This is a genomic window from Alteromonas sp. CI.11.F.A3 (assembly GCF_032925565.1).
Lineage (GTDB): Bacteria > Pseudomonadota > Gammaproteobacteria > Enterobacterales > Alteromonadaceae > Alteromonas.
Genome location: NZ_CP136708.1, coordinates 833042 through 849608 on the forward strand (window position 1 = coordinate 833042; position 16567 = coordinate 849608).

Sequence of the window (16567 nt, forward strand, 5' to 3'; positions counted from 1 at the left end):
TCTCATCGCATTCCTTTTCTTTTTCTGATCTAACCATTGTCGCCATACGAACGAATAACTAAATGAATTGTTCACATGGAGAACTTATGTCGAAACATATATTGATGGTAATGACCTCACATGAATTATTAGGTGATACAGGCAATAAAACAGGAATGTGGCTGGAAGAGTTCGCGTCACCTTATTACGCGTTCAAGGATGCAGGGTATACCATCACCTTAGCTTCACCTATGGGCGGCCAAGTGCCAATCGACCCCAATAGCTTGGCAGATGATGCCATGACCGACGATGCTATCCGTTATACAAAAGATGAGGTAGCACGAAGCGCAATGTCTTCAACAATTGTGTTGGAAGATGTTCGAGCAGATGAGTTTGATGCTGTGTTCTATCCGGGCGGCCACGGCCCGCTGTGGGACTTATCTGACAATACCCACTCCACAATGCTAATTGAAGATATGATCAAAGCACAGAAGCCTGTAGGCGCTGTTTGCCATGCGCCTATCGTGCTTAAAGAAGTAAAACGTGCCGATGGCGAATTTTTCATTAACGGGAAAACCGTTACTGGCTTTTCGAATAGTGAAGAAGAGGCAATGGAATTAACCGAGGTTGTGCCTTACTTAGTTGAAGATGCACTCATTAGTAAGGGCGGTAAGTACGAGAGTACAGAGGACTTTGGCGTTAAAGTGTGTGTTGATGGTCTTTTGGTGACGGGGCAAAACCCAGCATCATCAGGACCCGCAGCAGAAGCGCTTATTAAGCTACTGTCGTAGTTTAATTCACTCACTTACACTACTTACTTAGTCCACACCGACTAAACAATAGCCGGTGCGCCAGTTTTATAGAACGTTTATACTGGCAGAAATAAGAAAACGCCGCTGACTGTGTTGTATCTCAGAAGACAGGGGATACAACATAGTACAAGCGGCGTTTTTGCGTAAGTTACACGTTAGAAGCTAGCTTGAACGTTAAAGCTCATAGTGCGACCTAGTGGGTCATAAAGTGTGTCATCGAAACCGCGCCATTCGCCGGGCAAGTATTCTTCCAGCTCGTCAGTAAGGTTAGCGATGCCTGCTGATACTTTAACGTTATCGTTTACGTGATATGAAACCGTTACGTTATGTTTAAAGTAGTTATCCGCATAATCGTAAGAGGAGTAAAAGGTTTCTCCGTTGGCACCAATGAATAGTGTCCTCCAAGAGGCAGTCCACTTATCACCGTCTGTCCAATCTACAGTCAGGTTTGCGCGGTTATCAGGATAGAATAATTCACCCGCCCACTCAGTACCTTCTTCTTCGTAACTAAACACATGAGAATACTCAAGGTTAACCCCAAAATCCCCAATCTCAGTTGCTAAGTCGTAGTTGGCAGTAATATCAAACCCGTTTGTTGTCACTTCTGAGTAGTTAGTATAGCCCGATGTAATAGACGTAATTTTACCATCGCTATCACGTACGATACTGCTAGAAGTCCCATCTAAGTCTGCGGCAATTAAGTCTTCAACATCGATGTCTTCAATTTTGTTCTCATAGTCATACTGGTAATAAGACACTTCAAGTGACAAATCATCCGTTACATCATAAACCACGCCTAGTGTAAGTGACTCAGAGTTTTCAGGACTAAGGTCTGGATTACCACCGTAGTAGGTTAGATGCTGTTGACCCGATGAGCAGTAACTGTCATCGCTACCTGGGTTACCTAATGTATCGCAGTAGTAGGAGTCGTAGGCATCTGGGAAACCGTAAGAAATGGTCGCGAACATTTCACTCATTGTCGGAGTACGGAAAGCTTCTCCCCAGCTAGCACGAAGTAATAGTGACTCAGTTGGACGCCAGCTGATACCTAGCTTGGGTACCGTATCTGAGAACTCTGAGGTTGAGATGCTAGCACCCGTATCGCCTTCAAGCTCGTAGCCGTCGTAACGAAGCGCGGCTGAGACTTCGACTTCATGAGGTAATTCAATGGCAAGCTCAGTATAGTAAGACTGTCGTTCACGGCTTGCGTAAACGTCGTCACCGCCAGAACCGCCCGAGATAATGCCCAAACCCGATTCAGGATCAGATACCTGTTCAAAATCAAGGTACGAGTACTCAGCGCCAAACACAGCACTCACTGTCATGAAGTTATTTGAGAAAAGCTGACCTGAAATGCTCCCATCAATGATGTCGCGCATTTGGGTAGTTTGGTATGTACCAGTATGATCTGCGTTGGTTAAAAGCTCAGCGTTATAAGCATACCAATCATCGGTGCTAAGGCCTTGTACGTTGAATAAATCGAGTTGCTCAGTATCAATTAAATCTTGTACAACGGTGTCATTAACCAAGTTGTAACCGAATACTTCTTCTTTTGCTGATGTGCGCTGGTAATAAACTTGCCAGTCCCACTCGTTTCCAGCAATTTCAGTATAACCTTCAAGGCCTGAAACCATTTCAAAAGTGGTTTTTTCAGTTTTAGTATCGCGCGTGCCCAAGCTAGAGGTGCGGAAATAAACCGAACCGTCTTGGCCATATGGGTTCATTGCATTATCGGCGTCGATAGTTAGCGAAGATGTAGAAACCGGGGTAGCAGCATAACGCGTATCTGTAGATGTCTGCATTGCAGAGAAGCGAGTGATGAGTTGTAAGTTTTCTGCCAACTCATATTCCACTTTTGTCATCAGTGAGTTTTTCTCAGTCGCGCCGTATAGCCATGTGGTATTGCCGTAATAGTAACCACAACGGTCTGACTCAACAGACGTATCTGCTACATCGCCACACAAATCTTCGTTGTAAAGAAATTCACCTGCATCTGAATCGTAGAAGTTTGCCACTGGGCTATAGGTTGAATAGCTATTTAGTGCATAGTCACCTGATACCGCAACATCGCTAACTTCTTGTGTGTTTTCATGCTCGGCTATGAATACAATGCTGCCTTTGTCGCTGGTAACACCAGCAGAAAAATTGTACTTACTGGAATTACCACCGTCAGCACCTGGATCTTCAAAGCTATAACCTACATTTACGCCATCGAACTGTTTTTTGGTAATAATATTAATTACGCCTGCAACAGCATCTGAACCGTATATGGCCGATGCGCCATCGCGAAGAATTTCAATGCGCTCAACAATCGACATCGGGATCATCGACATATCAGAAGATGAACCACCATCGTACCCTAAACCAGGAAGGCGACGGCCGTCCATAAGAACGAGTGTTGCGCCTGCACCCAGACCACGCAAGTTTACTTCGCTTGAAGCTGAAGCACCGCTGCCGTAACCAGATTGGCCGCGAAACGAACCAAAGGTGTTAATTGAAGAGTTACGTAAAACTTGCGCTACCGATGTATCGCCAGATAACGCAATAGATTCAGCAGTAATAACAGTGACCGGAGAAACTGACTCTAAATCCACTCGTTTAATCCGAGAGCCAGTAACTTGAATTTTTTCTACAGGTTCAGCTGAATTTTCGTCATCTGATTGTGCGAGGGCCATTGGCGCGACAAACATGGTAGCGGAGCCCGCCAGTACTATTCCGCGCTTCACAGCAGTGCTGAGTTTATTGGTGTTAAACATTTTAATTCCCCTTGTCGAAGGTGATTACACGTTGTAATTACAAAGACGTTTATTAGTTTTTATTTTGAGCAGATGTTTTCTGTCGGGAGAATTAAGCACTTCGTCGTGCTGTTTGGCAATTTACAAAGTGTATAATTTGTTCTATTTAGACCTAATTTACTTTATTTATACGCAGAGTGATGAAACCTTTACGGTTCTATACATTGGTAAAATAATTATTGCTTTTATCTCTCTTAATATTTATTTAAAGATAACGCTAAATATTAATTAAAAGAGAAATAAAAAATAATGTGAGGGTGTAAATAGTGTGCAGGTTTTGTGTGCAAATGGTGTAGGCCTGGCGAAGAATCGGCGCAGGTTTTACGCAGATTCAGTGTGGGTAAATCTGGCTTGAAGTAAAAGTGGGGGATAGCGTTTCAGTACAGGTAAAAAAGTGAGAGAAAGTTTCTGTAATTATAATTAATGATAATGTTATTGTTTTGGGTTTCAGAATTTATACGTTGGTGAATAAGAGGCGGTTTTTAGTGATGGTGATATTATTTAATTTTAAATTTTGCTTTTTTTATTTAAGGAAGGTTTTTGAATTTTATAATTAATTTCTAGTTTTCGAATTCTTTACTTTTCTTTTCTTACTCTTTTCTAAGTCTGTGATAATTTAAATGCACAGCTACCAAGTTGTTTTGTATCTCCCTGGTACAAATTCTTTACCGCCATCTTGTGATGGCGGTTTTTTTTGTTCAAAACTTAAGGCGGTGCCTTACACGTTCTCGAATAAGTCTTCTACCCGTTGGCGCAACTCTTCAATAAGTGTCACGTCGGCTGGGGCGATAAAAATGGTATCGTCGCCCGCAATGGTACCGAGCACACCATCTTTTTTGCTTAATGAATCAAGTAAACGAGCAATAAGCTGCGCCGCACCTGGGCTGGTGCGAATAATTACCATCACATTATTATGCACAATATCGAGAACCAGCTGCTTTAACGGGCTTTTAGCCGTAGGCATGCCTAGCTCAGGCGGCAGGCAGTACACCATATCGCCGCGGGCATTGCGGGTACGTACCGCACCAAACTTACTTAGCATGCGAGAAATTTTAGACTGGCTAATATTGTCATGACCTTGAGTTTTAAGGGCATCCACTATTTCACCTTGAGATCCATAGCTTTCCGCTTTCAAAATTTCTTTAAAGGCTTTAATCAGTTGCTCTTGTTTTGCGTTGGCCATAGCATCCTGCACATCAGTTAGCGGTAATAAGTTAAATAATCATATATGTTATATTGTGCCTTACAGGTGACCTTTGCGCAATTTAATTGCATAATCATGCATGATAGTGAATATCGACGTAAAAATGCCTTAAATGGCCGTATTAAGACCATCAGATGATTGAGTTTTCCCCCGCGTTGCATTAGTGTGACGTTCCGTTTAAATACGTGAGCAATCCCATAGGAGAAATGGTATGAAAGTAGCCGTGTTAGGTGCTGCCGGTGGTATTGGCCAAGCGCTGTCTTTGTTGTTAAAAACACAATTGCCAGCTGGTTCTGAACTAGCGCTTTATGATGTAGCGCCAGTTGTTCCTGGTGTAGCTGTTGATTTGAGCCACATCCCAACTGCAGTAAAAGTAACCGGTCACGGTAAAGATGACCTAGCTGGTGCATTAACAGGTACAGACGTTGTTCTTATTCCTGCTGGTGTTCCGCGTAAGCCGGGCATGGATCGTTCAGACTTGTTCAACATCAACGCTGGTATTGTTAAGAACCTTATTGAAGGTGTTGCTGACAACTGTCCAGATGCTTGTGTTGGTATTATTACTAACCCAGTTAACACAACAGTGGCAATTGCTGCAGAAACGCTTAAAGCGAAAGGCGTTTATAACAAGAACAAATTGTTCGGTGTTACTACCCTTGACGTAATTCGCGCAGAGACTTTCGTTGCTGAGCTTAAAGACGTAGACGTTGCTTCTGTACACGTACCGGTAATCGGTGGTCACTCAGGCACAACTATTCTTCCTTTGCTTTCGCAAGTTGAAGGTGTTGAGTTCTCTGATGATGAAGTTTCAAGCCTAACTACTCGTATCCAAAATGCGGGTACTGAAGTTGTTGAAGCTAAAGCTGGCGGCGGTTCTGCAACCCTATCTATGGGTCAAGCAGCTGCACGTTTCTGCTTATCATTGGTTGCAGCAATGCAAGGTGAGAACGTAGTTGAATACACTTACGTTCAAACTGACGACAGCGACGATGCTGCATTCTTCGCTCACCCTGTTCGCCTTGGTGCAAACGGTGTTGAAGAAATCTTGCCATACGGCGAGCTAAGCGCATTTGAAGAAAAAGCGAAAAACGACATGCTTGAAGGCCTTCGTGGCGATATCAAGCTAGGCGTAGATTTCGTAACTGGCTAAAGCTAAGAATATGGGAGCGCTGCTCCCATGTATAAGGCAGGATTAGTAAGCTCTACACAAACACGCCGAGTATCCATCCATGGAGGCTTGGCAGCAGCATCCATGCTGCTGACAGTTTGTTACGCGCTTACTAATCCTGCCTTTTTGTTTATGGCACCCGCATAATAGCCACGCCGTAAATACTTCCATGTAGGCTCCGCCACCGCATCCTTGGCAAGGGAGGAGCTACTTATTTAATTTCAACTCGTATATCGACCCTAACTTCACACTCAGGCGTACGATGCTGTTCTAGTTGGGCGTGGTAAGGGACTTAATTGCGAACTCTATATAAGGTAAACGCCATGCTTTCTAGTGGTTTGTCCTTATAAACTGAATAAGCATAGCCGCTTAGAGAATCTGCTATTGGAAAAATAAACAGGAGGGAGTTGGCAAAGGTGGGATGTGATGTTTTAACGGTATATACGCTTCCTTCCTTATGAATATCTTCAGGGTTGAAACTCGTTTGATTGGTATAACTGCTACCATTTATAAACCGGACTAAACGGCCTTCTTTTTTTGGGTAAATCTCAATGCTTATGAGCTCATTTTTACCACTAATGCGCATTATTCCCACCCACAAGCCATAAATATCTTCAGTAGCCGAGTTGGCTAATTCTTCTATTGAGTCTCGGTATATATCTATAAAGTTGCGCACGGAAGATTGGTTCTTCTGCTTGTCCAATTGGTAGGTGTTACTCAAGATAGGTTTACCGTTTTTACGGGTAGTCGATTCTAATACTTTGTAACCGGTATCTATGTAGGGAGATAAAATTAGATGTTTAACATACCCTTCATCAAACGAAGGAAATGTTACTTCACAATTTAGCGTACTACATTTTATATCTTCATTATCAAATGGTAGCCGTCGGATATGACGAAACGCATTGCCTATGCCAGCTTCAAACAGGAAGTGTTCCCCGTTTTCATTTATCTGGAGTAACTTATACTTATAGTCAGACTCACTGACGCCCTCCCATAACCCAGGGGGCATAGTAAGGGGTTCGGATTGCGCCAACATAGACGTTAGCGCCAAGTAAAAGGTGAGAGTCAGGCTTGCAAGTAGTCTGTTCAAATGAGACGTCCTGTCTTAAGGATTAACGACTGAATTCGATTGGCTTTATCCTACGACATATCAATAGAGTTTTACAAAAGTAAGATAAAAGACCTAGAAAACTCATAATCATTGTCTACGCTTTCTTTAGTTAATTCTACATGAGTATATTGATGGATAGATTTATAAGGTCTTGTTTTCTCAACGTAAGGTTTAATGATTTTCTAATCGTTAAACCTATTCGTCAGCATCGAAAAAACTCACTGTAGAAATCATTATCTAATAACTAGAATGAAACAATGCTAATCAATAGATTGTATTGATGAAATCCTTTGTCGAACAGCAAGAGGTAACAAATATGAGTAACGCGAAGCTAGGCGATGTAAATGATTCAGGGCGTAAGTGCCCTGTTATGCACGGCGGCCTGACAGCTACTGGCAGTACAAATATGGATTGGTGGCCTGAGGCGCTTAACCTAGATATTTTGCATCAGCACGATACAAAGACAAATCCAATGGGTGATGACTTCAATTACCGCGAGGCCGTTAAATCTCTCGATTTTAATGAATTGAAAAAAGACATGATTGCGCTAATGACGGATTCTCAGTCATGGTGGCCAGCAGATTGGGGACACTACGGTGGCCTTATGATCAGAATGTCTTGGCACGCCGCCGGTTCGTATCGTATTGCTGATGGTCGTGGTGGTGCGTCTACGGGTAATCAACGTTTTGCGCCGCTCAACTCTTGGCCGGATAATGTTAACCTTGATAAAGCGCGTCGTTTATTGTGGCCAATCAAGAAAAAATACGGGAACAAGCTTAGTTGGGCCGACCTTTTAGTGTTTGCTGGTACTGTTGCTTATGAAAGCATGGGGCTTAAAACTTATGGTTTTGCATTCGGTCGCGCCGATATTTGGCACCCAGAAAAAGACACCTACTGGGGTGCTGAGAAAGAATGGCTAGCGCCAAGTGATGAGCGTTACAACGATGTTGAAACCCCAGAAACAATGGAAAATCCATTAGCTGCTGTGCAAATGGGGCTAATTTACGTTAACCCTGAAGGGGTGAACGGTAAACCTGATCCACTTAAAACCGCATTGCACGTTCGTGAAACTTTCGCCCGTATGGCGATGAACGATGAAGAAACTGTCGCACTTACAGCCGGTGGTCACACCGTGGGTAAATGCCATGGTAACGGACGTGCGGAAAACTTAGGTCCTGATCCAGAAGGCGCTGATATTGCCGAGCAGGGCTTGGGTTGGATGAATCACGAATCACGTGGAATAGGCCGCGATACGGTTTCAAGCGGTATTGAAGGTGCGTGGACAACCAACCCTACTCAGTGGGATAACGGTTACTTTGAATTACTCCTTAACTACGACTGGGAATTAAAAAAATCACCAGCGGGTGCAGAGCAGTGGGAGCCTATCGACATTAAAGAGGAAGACAAACCTGTTGATGTTGAAGACCCTTCAAAACGTTATAACCCTATTATGACCGATGCCGATATGGCCATGAAAATGGACCCAATCTATCGTGAAATTTCTGAGAAGTTTTACAACAACCCAGACTATTTCAGTGAAGTGTTTGCTCGAGCCTGGTTTAAACTTACTCACCGTGATTTAGGGCCAAAAGTACGTTATATCGGTCCTGAAGTGCCACAAGAAACACTTATTTGGCAAGATCCTGTACCAGCAGGCAGCACGTCTTACGATGTGAGTGCATTAAAAGCGAGTATTGCGGATTCTGGCCTAAGTATTGGTGACATGGTATCTACGGCGTGGGACAGTGCTAGAACCTTCCGCGGTTCAGACTTACGTGGCGGTGCTAATGGTGCCCGCATTCAGTTAGCGCCTCAGAAAGACTGGGAAGCGAACGAGCCGGAAAAACTAGCTAAGGTATTGTCGGTGTTAAAACCACTTGCTGAGGCCGCCGGTGCAAGTCTAGCTGATACCATAGTGTTGGCCGGTAATGTAGGTGTAGAGAAGGCCATTGAAGCAGCTGGTTTCAGTGCTGAGGTTCCTTTTGCCGCAGGCCGTGGTGATGCGACTGATGATATGACGGATGCTGATTCTTTTGCTCCGCTAGAGCCGCAGGCCGATGGCTTCAGAAACTACTTACCAAAAGATTATGTAGTTAAAGCAGAAGAGCTGCTGTTAGACAAAGCACAATTGCTTGGGTTAACCGCTGCAGAAATGACGGTGTTAGTAGGTGGTATGCGTGCAATGGGCACGAACTACCAAGGCACTGCACACGGGGTGTTTACCGGTAGTGCTGGCTCACTAACGAATGACTTTTTCACTACTATTACCGATATGCAATACACGTGGAAGCCCACAAGTAAAAGCACGTACGGTATTGTAGATAGAGTGTCTGGAGAGCAAGTTTATTCAGCTACTCGTGTTGACTTAGTCTTCGGTTCAAACTCTATATTACGTTCTTACGCTGAGGTTTATGCGCAAGACGATAACAAAGAGAAGTTCGTTAAAGACTTTGTTAGTGCTTGGACTAAAGTGATGAATGCTGATCGCTTTGAATTACAAGCTTAACATTCAGTATGTAATATAAACTCACTAAAAAGCCCGCTTTACGCGGGCTTTTTTATTTGTGCTATTTGTTTCAATAGCATGATTATGTATCTATTAATTTAGGTATTAACCTGTATTACGCATACCGGTTGCGATACCTGTAATAGTTACCATCATGGCACGCTCCAAATCAGGATTGTGTACATCATCACCTGCTTTACGAATTCTGTCTAGCAACTCGATTTGTAAATAATGAAGCGGTTGCAAATAAGCGGCGCGAATTTCCATCGACTCTTTGCCTAGCGGATCGGTCTTCATAATGTCGTCTTCACCAGTAAGCTTCAGTAATGAGGCAATACTTTCTTTGAGCTCCTCTCGAAGTGCTGCACCGAAATGCTTAAGCTCTTCTGGTACTAAGCGCTCATCGTAGGCTTCACTAATACGGGGATCCGCTTTATGGAATACCATGTCCAGCATTGAAAGGCGCGAACGATAAAATGGCCATTCGGCAAACATTTCATTCACGACTTTTTCATTTTCGGCATTTTTCACGCTATCGATAGCGCGCATTACACCCAACCATGACGGCAATACAAGGCGCGTTTGTGCCCATGCAAATATCCAAGGGATAGCACGCAGACTTTCGATACCACCTTGTGGTTTACGCTTAGAAGGGCGACTGCCTAAGGGTAACTTACCCAGTTCCTGTTCAGGCGTAGCCACGCGGAAATAAGGCACGAAATCTTCATCATGGCGTACTGTGCCGCGATAGTTATCACGACCTTGCCCCGCCATAGTGGTAATAAGTTCACGCCACTCTTCTTTTGGCGCCGGGGGTGGGAACAACATGGCTTCAATTATCGCGCTGGCATAAATGCCTAGGCTGCGTTTAGCCAGTTTAGGCATACCAAACTTATAACGGATAGTTTCGCCTTGTTCGGTTACGCGGAATCCACCTTCCAATGAACCTGGAGGCTGCGAGTAAATAGCCGCGTGTGCAGGTAAACCGCCACGACCAATTGTACCGCCACGACCATGGAACAAGGTAAGTGAGCAGTTAAACTCTTCAGCAATAGCCACAAGCGCTTCTTGCGATTGATACTGAGCCCAACCTGCCGCTAGTGCGCCAGCATCTTTGGCAGAATCTGAATAACCAATCATTACGAACTGACGGCCTTTCACATAACCGCGATACCAGTCGATAGAAAGCAATTTGCGCATAACACTTGGCGAATTATTTAAGTCATCAAGTGTTTCGAACAAAGGTGCTACTGGCATTGGCCAATCTACACCGCTTTCTTTAAGCAGCAATTGAACCGCAAGTACATCTGATGGCTCACTCGCCATTGAGATAATGTAAATACCAAAACCGTGTTCGCTATGCTTAGCTATTACTTTGCACGTTTCAAGCACTTCTTTCACATCATCAGATGCACCCCATTGCGCAGGGAATAGCGGGCGTTTCGAGCCAAGCTCACGTAGCAAGAAGGCTTGTTTATCTTCTTCGCTCCATTGTGAGTAATCACCAAGGCCAAGGTAACGGGTCAGCTCGCTAAATACATCAGCATGACGTTCTGAATCTTGACGAACATCTAAGCGAAGTAAGTGAATACCGAATACATGAGCGCGGCGAATGGTATCTAGCAATAAGCCTTTCGCTACCACACCCATACCGCAATCGATAAGTGACTGGTGGCAAAGTAGTAGGGCTTCTAATAGCTCGTCATTACTTTCAATCCAGTTCGACGTATCAGGGTTTTTACCGGCCAAATAGTTAGCAATACCATCGCGGGTAGCTATAAAGCGGTCTAGTAATGGGCGAAGTAGGGCGCGATAAGGTTCGTTTGCATCGCCTACTTTTTCTCGCAGTGCGTCGTTACAGTCGTACATAGACAACTCAACTTGCAAGCGGTCTAAGTCTAAAGCGAAAAGTTTCGCGGCGCGTTTACGCGCTAACAATAATACTTGCTCGGTAACTTTAGAGGTTACGAACGGGTTGCCATCGCGGTCACCGCCCATCCAAGAACTAAATTGTACCGGTGAAGCATCTAGCGGAAGCGACACACTGTAGTCTTCTTGCAAACGGCCATCTAACTCGCGCAAGAAGTCAGGAACGGCTTCCCACAGTGAATTTTCAATAACTGAAAATCCCCAGCGAGCTTCATCGACAGGGGTAGGGCGCACAGAGCGAATTTCTTCGGTATGCCAAGCCTGACTAATTAAATCAGCAACACGGGTTTCAACTTTACTTCTGTCTGCGCCAGTGAGTGATTCTTGATGAACTTCTTGTAGGCAGTCTGCTAACTCTTTGTGTTTATGAATAAGGGTGCGACGTGTTACTTCGGTAGGGTGTGCCGTTAACACTAGGTCGATATTTAATTTGCCTACTGCCTCTTGCACTTTATCAGCCGTGAGTTCGGCTTTATCTAGATGCTTAAACAATGCATCAATAGACGCGTCAACGTTCATGGCACTGTTATATTCTTGCTCAGCAATATTACCTAGATTTAGAAACTGTGCGAATGCACGACCTACCGTCAACAAGTCGCTGTCGGTCATCGTTTTGAAAGTTTCTTTCAGTTCGTCACTACAACTCGTGTCTCCCTGATAAGACGCTCGGCCGTCTTTTCGAATCTTCTCAATGCGATCAAGCCACTCTTGGCCTAATTGGTTTTTGATGGTTTCACCTAGCGTTTTGCCAAGGTATCTAACTGTATCTTTTAGTTCAGCATCGTAATGAGTGTGCATGCTATCCTCCCAATTATATGGCCTTCACCATACTAAGTACTTAACAAGTTGTAAAACCACTTTGCGTTATAATTTACAATATTTTGTTCCATTTGCACCCATCTATTTAATGCTCAAGGCAAGATAAATTCTGGTGTGCTACACTCTTGCACCGGAAAATGCAGAAACATATTCGTGAAACGCGGTTTGTTTGAAATTTGTACTGCATTTGTAATTTAATTTCAGGAGTTCTTGTGACTGATACATTCAACACAGTAGAAACCCAAGCAAGTTACGGCATTGGTTTTCAAATGGGTCAACAATTGCAATCTAACCCTTTCGAAGGTTTAGCGATTGACGCAGTAGTGACAGGTTTAAAAGATGCTTTCGCGGGTCAAGCTCCGCAAGTTGATAACGACGCACTGCGTGATGCATTCGGCGAAATTCACAAGCGTATGCAAGCTGAGAAAGAAGAAGCAAGCAAAGCGGTTATCGAAGAGGGTGTAAAATTCCTTGAAGAAAACGCAAAGCGTGAAGAAGTTCAAGTGACTGAATCTGGCCTACAATACGAAGTATTGGCTGAAGGCGATGGCGAAACGCCAACTGCAGATAGCACAGTTCGCGTTCACTACCACGGTACACTTACCTCAGGTGACGTTTTTGACAGTTCTTACGATCGTGGTCAACCGGCTGAATTCCCAGTTGGCGGCGTGATCAGAGGCTGGACTGAAGCACTACAGCTTATGAAAGTTGGTGCTAAACTACGTTTATACGTACCACACGATCTTGCGTACGGTGAACAAGGTGCTGGTGCAGCAATCGCACCTTACAGCACGTTAATTTTTGATGTTGAATTGCTTGATATCTTAGGTTAATTCACACAAAAAGGTGAGCTCTTGTGGGGGCTCACCTTTTTATTCATGTGTAGTCATGATTCACTCCACGTCATATTCAACGCCACATTTCACACTTCACTTTCCTGTCTCGGCCTTACTTATTTTCAGTTCGTAATATTGTTTCAACCCTCTGTTTCAACCCTCGCTTATTAATTTGCTTCTAGCGCAATAGTCGCTAATCACTTTTGTTTTCGTATACATTACATAGCGTTCCAAGATATTCTTTCGATATAGATTTAAAAAACCGCTTTCGAACTGCGCTACCCGTTTGTACATGTGTATCTTTTTGATGAATAAGGTGTTCGGTGCTTAGTTAGTGTCATCTGCTCCGAGTTGTTATAAGCCTTTGCACGTTTACAATAGGCGCACGCTTAAAAAAGGAAAATGATTATGGTTATCAAGCCTAAAGTGAGAGGCTTTATCTGCACAAACGCACATCCTGTGGGTTGTGCAACGTCAGTAGAACAACAAATTGCCTATATTGAAGAGAAAGGCAGCTTAGGTGATGGCCCTAAAAACGTGCTAGTTATTGGCAGCTCAACCGGCTATGGGTTGGCATCGCGTATTACTTCTGCATTTGGTTATGGTGCAAAAACCCTTGGCGTTTGCTTCGAAAAAGCGCCAACAGAACGTAAAACCGGTACAGCGGGTTGGTACAATACTGCAGCCTTCCATCAGCAGGCGTCTAAAAAAGGGCTTTATGCTGACACTATCAATGGTGATGCGTTTTCTGATGAAATTAAAGCGCAAACGATAGATAAGATTAAAGCCAATATGGGCAAGGTCGACCTTGTGATCTATAGCTTGGCGTCACCGCGCAGAACAGACCCAGATACGGGCGTGGTATACAAATCTACCCTTAAACCCGTAGGGCGTGAGTACACTACCAAAACTTACGATACCGACAAAGATAAAGTACATGATGTTACGTTAGAGGCAGCAAACGACGACGAAATCTTAAACACCATTAAAGTGATGGGCGGAGAAGATTGGGAGCGTTGGATGGATAAGCTTGCCGAAGCGGGTGTATTGGCTGAAGGTTGTAAAACCACGGCATACACTTATATTGGTAAAGCCCTTACTTGGCCTATCTATGGTCAAGCGACCATTGGAAAAGCGAAAGAAGATTTAGACAGAGCCGCTGCCGCTATCATTGGCAAAAATACCGAATTATTGGTTGAAGCGAATGTCAGTTCGTTGAAAGCCTTGGTCACGCAAGCCAGCTCTGCTATTCCTGTTATGCCGCTGTATATCTCATTAATGCAAGAAGTGATGAAGCGCGACGGCACCCATGAGGGCTGTATTGAACAAATTCATGGTTTGTTCTCTACCTGTCTATTTGGTGATACGCCCACATTAGATGAGGCAAACCGCTATCGCATGGACGGCATTGAAACCAATGACGTTACGCAAGCTAAGATTCAAGCCTTATGGGACAAAGTGACCCAAGAGAACTTTCATGAGCTAAGCGATTATGCTGGTTATCATCACGAATTTTTAAAACTGTTTGGTTTTGATATTGAAGGTGTTGATTACGAACAGGATATTGACCCACTCGTGAAATGGTAAAGGTTTACTATACTTAAATAAGCCTAATATTGAGTAGAGCCGTCGAATCAGACGGCTTTTTCGTTGTTTACTTACTACTTAAACGTAAATGGGGTTTACATTAAATTATAGAAAAGTTGCTCTTTATCTATGATTTGCGTGGCACAAACCGCTCGGTTAATGCTAAAATCCCGAAATTAAGTAGGGGTCTATTCTACTCCTACTCAACAACAGCGTTAATTGCAGTAATACAACAACAAAAATAAGTGTGAATTTTCACTGTTGGTCTATAAAAGAAAAGGCGTATAACGTCGCTTATACATTTGGAATGTAAGTTACGGCTTCATAACAGGCTGACCGTAACAGTAAGTAAATTCCGTCAATCTAAATATTAAAGGTGTTCTACACCTTAAAAATAGTACGCTTTTGCATGCTGATAAGCAGGGTTCTCTGCGGTCATGCAAAAGAGTATTTCTATTAGAGTAGTGCGATTACATATGATAAAAATCAAGAAAGGTCTCGACCTCCCAATAGAGGGAGCGCCGAAGCAGGAGATCACTGAAGGGTCTGCTGTTTCACGCGTTGCCATTCTGGGAGAAGAATATGTGGGTATGCGCCCTACCATGCACGTCCAAGTTGGCGATGTAGTGAAAAAAGGCCAGATGCTTTTTGAAGACAAAAAGAATCCTGGCGTTAAGTTCACTGCTCCAGCTGCGGGTGAAGTGGTAGAGGTAAACCGTGGTGCAAAGCGTGTTTTGCAATCAGTAGTAGTTAAAGTTAGCGGCAGCGATGCAGTCAGCTTTGATAAAATTGCTGCAGACAAAATCGCCAGTACTGAGCGGGAGCAACTCCAATCAATCCTTGTTGAGTCAGGTATGTGGACAGCGTTACGTACGCGTCCATTTAGCAAATCTCCAGCCCTTGACTCGGTACCAAATTCAATCTTTGTTACAGCAATGGACACCAATCCGCTAGCCGCGGATCCAGCGGTGATTATTGCTGAGCGCAACGATGACTTCGTGAACGGCTTAAAAGCGTTAACGCAGTTGAGTGGCGGCAAGGTTTACGTTTGTAAAGCAGCGGGCTCATCAGTAGCAACTGGCGATGCCGCAGTAGACGTAGAAGAATTCGGTGGACCACACCCAGCAGGCTTAGCAGGTACACATATCCATTATTTGGATTCTGCTGGCTTGAACAAAACGGTTTGGCACATTAGCTACCAAGACGTAATGGCCTTTGGCGCATTGCTAACTACTGGTGAGCTAGACACACGCCGCGTTATTGCTATCGGCGGTCCATCTGCTAAAAACCCTCGCCTGGTTCGTACCTCTATCGGTGCTGATTTAGAAGAGTTGCTAGCAAACGAACAACAAGACGGTGACGTACGTGTCGTTTCAGGCTCCGTGTTAAACGGCGTAACGGCACAAGGTGTTCACGGCTTCCTAGGTCGTTTCCACACCCAAGTATCACTGCTTAAAGAAGGTCGCGAGAAGAAATTCCTTGGCTGGATCACACCTGGTTCAGACAAGCATTCTGTTACGCGCGCTTATCTTGGTCACTTAGGTGGCAGCAAGAAGTTTGATATGACAACAACAACCAATGGCTCTGAGCGCTCTATGGTGCCAATTGGTAATTACGAACGCGTTATGCCCCTAGATATCATTCCTACGCTTTTGCTTAGAGACTTGATTTCTGGTGATTGTGACAGTGCTCAGACATTGGGTTGTTTAGAGTTGGACGAAGAAGATTTGGCTTTGTGTACTTATGTATGCCCAGGCAAATACAACTACGGCCCGATTTTACGCGACTGTTTGACCACGATTGAGAAAGAGGGTTAGT

10 protein-coding genes are annotated in these 16567 nt (G+C 44.1%); 6 read left to right on the top strand and 4 right to left on the bottom strand.

The genetic code is table 11. The features are described from left to right. Positions 1–86: 86 nt before the first annotated feature. Entirely contained in the window at positions 87–770 is a 684-nt protein-coding gene (locus R1T43_RS03635; RefSeq protein ID WP_317352982.1) for a type 1 glutamine amidotransferase domain-containing protein, read from the top strand. A gap of 176 nt (positions 771–946) precedes the next feature. Here the strand turns inward: R1T43_RS03635 and R1T43_RS03640 are convergent, their stop codons facing one another. After that, the gene (locus R1T43_RS03640; RefSeq protein ID WP_317352985.1) at positions 947–3547 is read right to left on the bottom strand and encodes a TonB-dependent receptor; all 2601 of its coding nucleotides are present in this window, start codon (positions 3545–3547) and stop codon (positions 947–949) included. Positions 3548–4304: 757 nt separating this feature from the next. Beyond that, entirely contained in the window at positions 4305–4769 is a 465-nt protein-coding gene (gene argR, locus R1T43_RS03645; protein ID WP_013782583.1) for a transcriptional regulator ArgR, read from the bottom strand. Positions 4770–5001: 232 nt separating this feature from the next. Between argR and mdh the strand changes: the two genes are divergently transcribed. Further along, positions 5002–5940, top strand: a complete 939-nt coding sequence (mdh, locus tag R1T43_RS03650; protein WP_129740136.1) for a malate dehydrogenase — start codon at positions 5002–5004, stop codon at positions 5938–5940. Positions 5941–6250: 310 nt separating this feature from the next. Here the strand turns inward: mdh and R1T43_RS03655 are convergent, their stop codons facing one another. Further along, on the bottom strand, positions 6251–7051 hold the full coding sequence (locus tag R1T43_RS03655; protein ID WP_317352992.1) for a hypothetical protein: 801 nt from the start codon (positions 7049–7051) through the stop codon (positions 6251–6253). A gap of 337 nt (positions 7052–7388) precedes the next feature. Between R1T43_RS03655 and katG the strand changes: the two genes are divergently transcribed. Further along, complete coding sequence (gene katG / locus R1T43_RS03660) at positions 7389–9578, top strand: catalase/peroxidase HPI (RefSeq protein WP_317352995.1); 2190 nt, start codon at positions 7389–7391, stop codon at positions 9576–9578. Between the two features lie 105 nt (positions 9579–9683). On the opposite strand, the gene ppc is transcribed toward katG, so the two are convergent. Further along, positions 9684–12305 carry a phosphoenolpyruvate carboxylase gene (ppc, locus tag R1T43_RS03665; protein ID WP_317352998.1) on the bottom strand — a complete coding sequence of 874 codons (2622 nt, stop codon included), beginning with the start codon at positions 12303–12305 and terminating at the stop codon, positions 9684–9686. A 233-nt stretch (positions 12306–12538) separates the two neighbouring features. On the opposite strand from ppc, the gene R1T43_RS03670 reads away from it, so the two are divergent. The 3 genes from R1T43_RS03670 (at position 12539) to R1T43_RS03680 (ending at position 16566) form a co-directional block, all read left to right on the top strand. Further along, complete coding sequence (locus R1T43_RS03670) at positions 12539–13159, top strand: FKBP-type peptidyl-prolyl cis-trans isomerase (RefSeq protein WP_057789303.1); 621 nt, start codon at positions 12539–12541, stop codon at positions 13157–13159. A 411-nt stretch (positions 13160–13570) separates the two neighbouring features. Further along, on the top strand, positions 13571–14749 hold the full coding sequence (fabV, locus tag R1T43_RS03675; RefSeq protein ID WP_211071777.1) for an enoyl-ACP reductase FabV: 1179 nt from the start codon (positions 13571–13573) through the stop codon (positions 14747–14749). Positions 14750–15225: 476 nt separating this feature from the next. Continuing rightward, on the top strand, positions 15226–16566 hold the full coding sequence (locus R1T43_RS03680) for a Na(+)-translocating NADH-quinone reductase subunit A (protein WP_211071842.1): 1341 nt from the start codon (positions 15226–15228) through the stop codon (positions 16564–16566). Position 16567 lies beyond the last annotated feature (1 nt).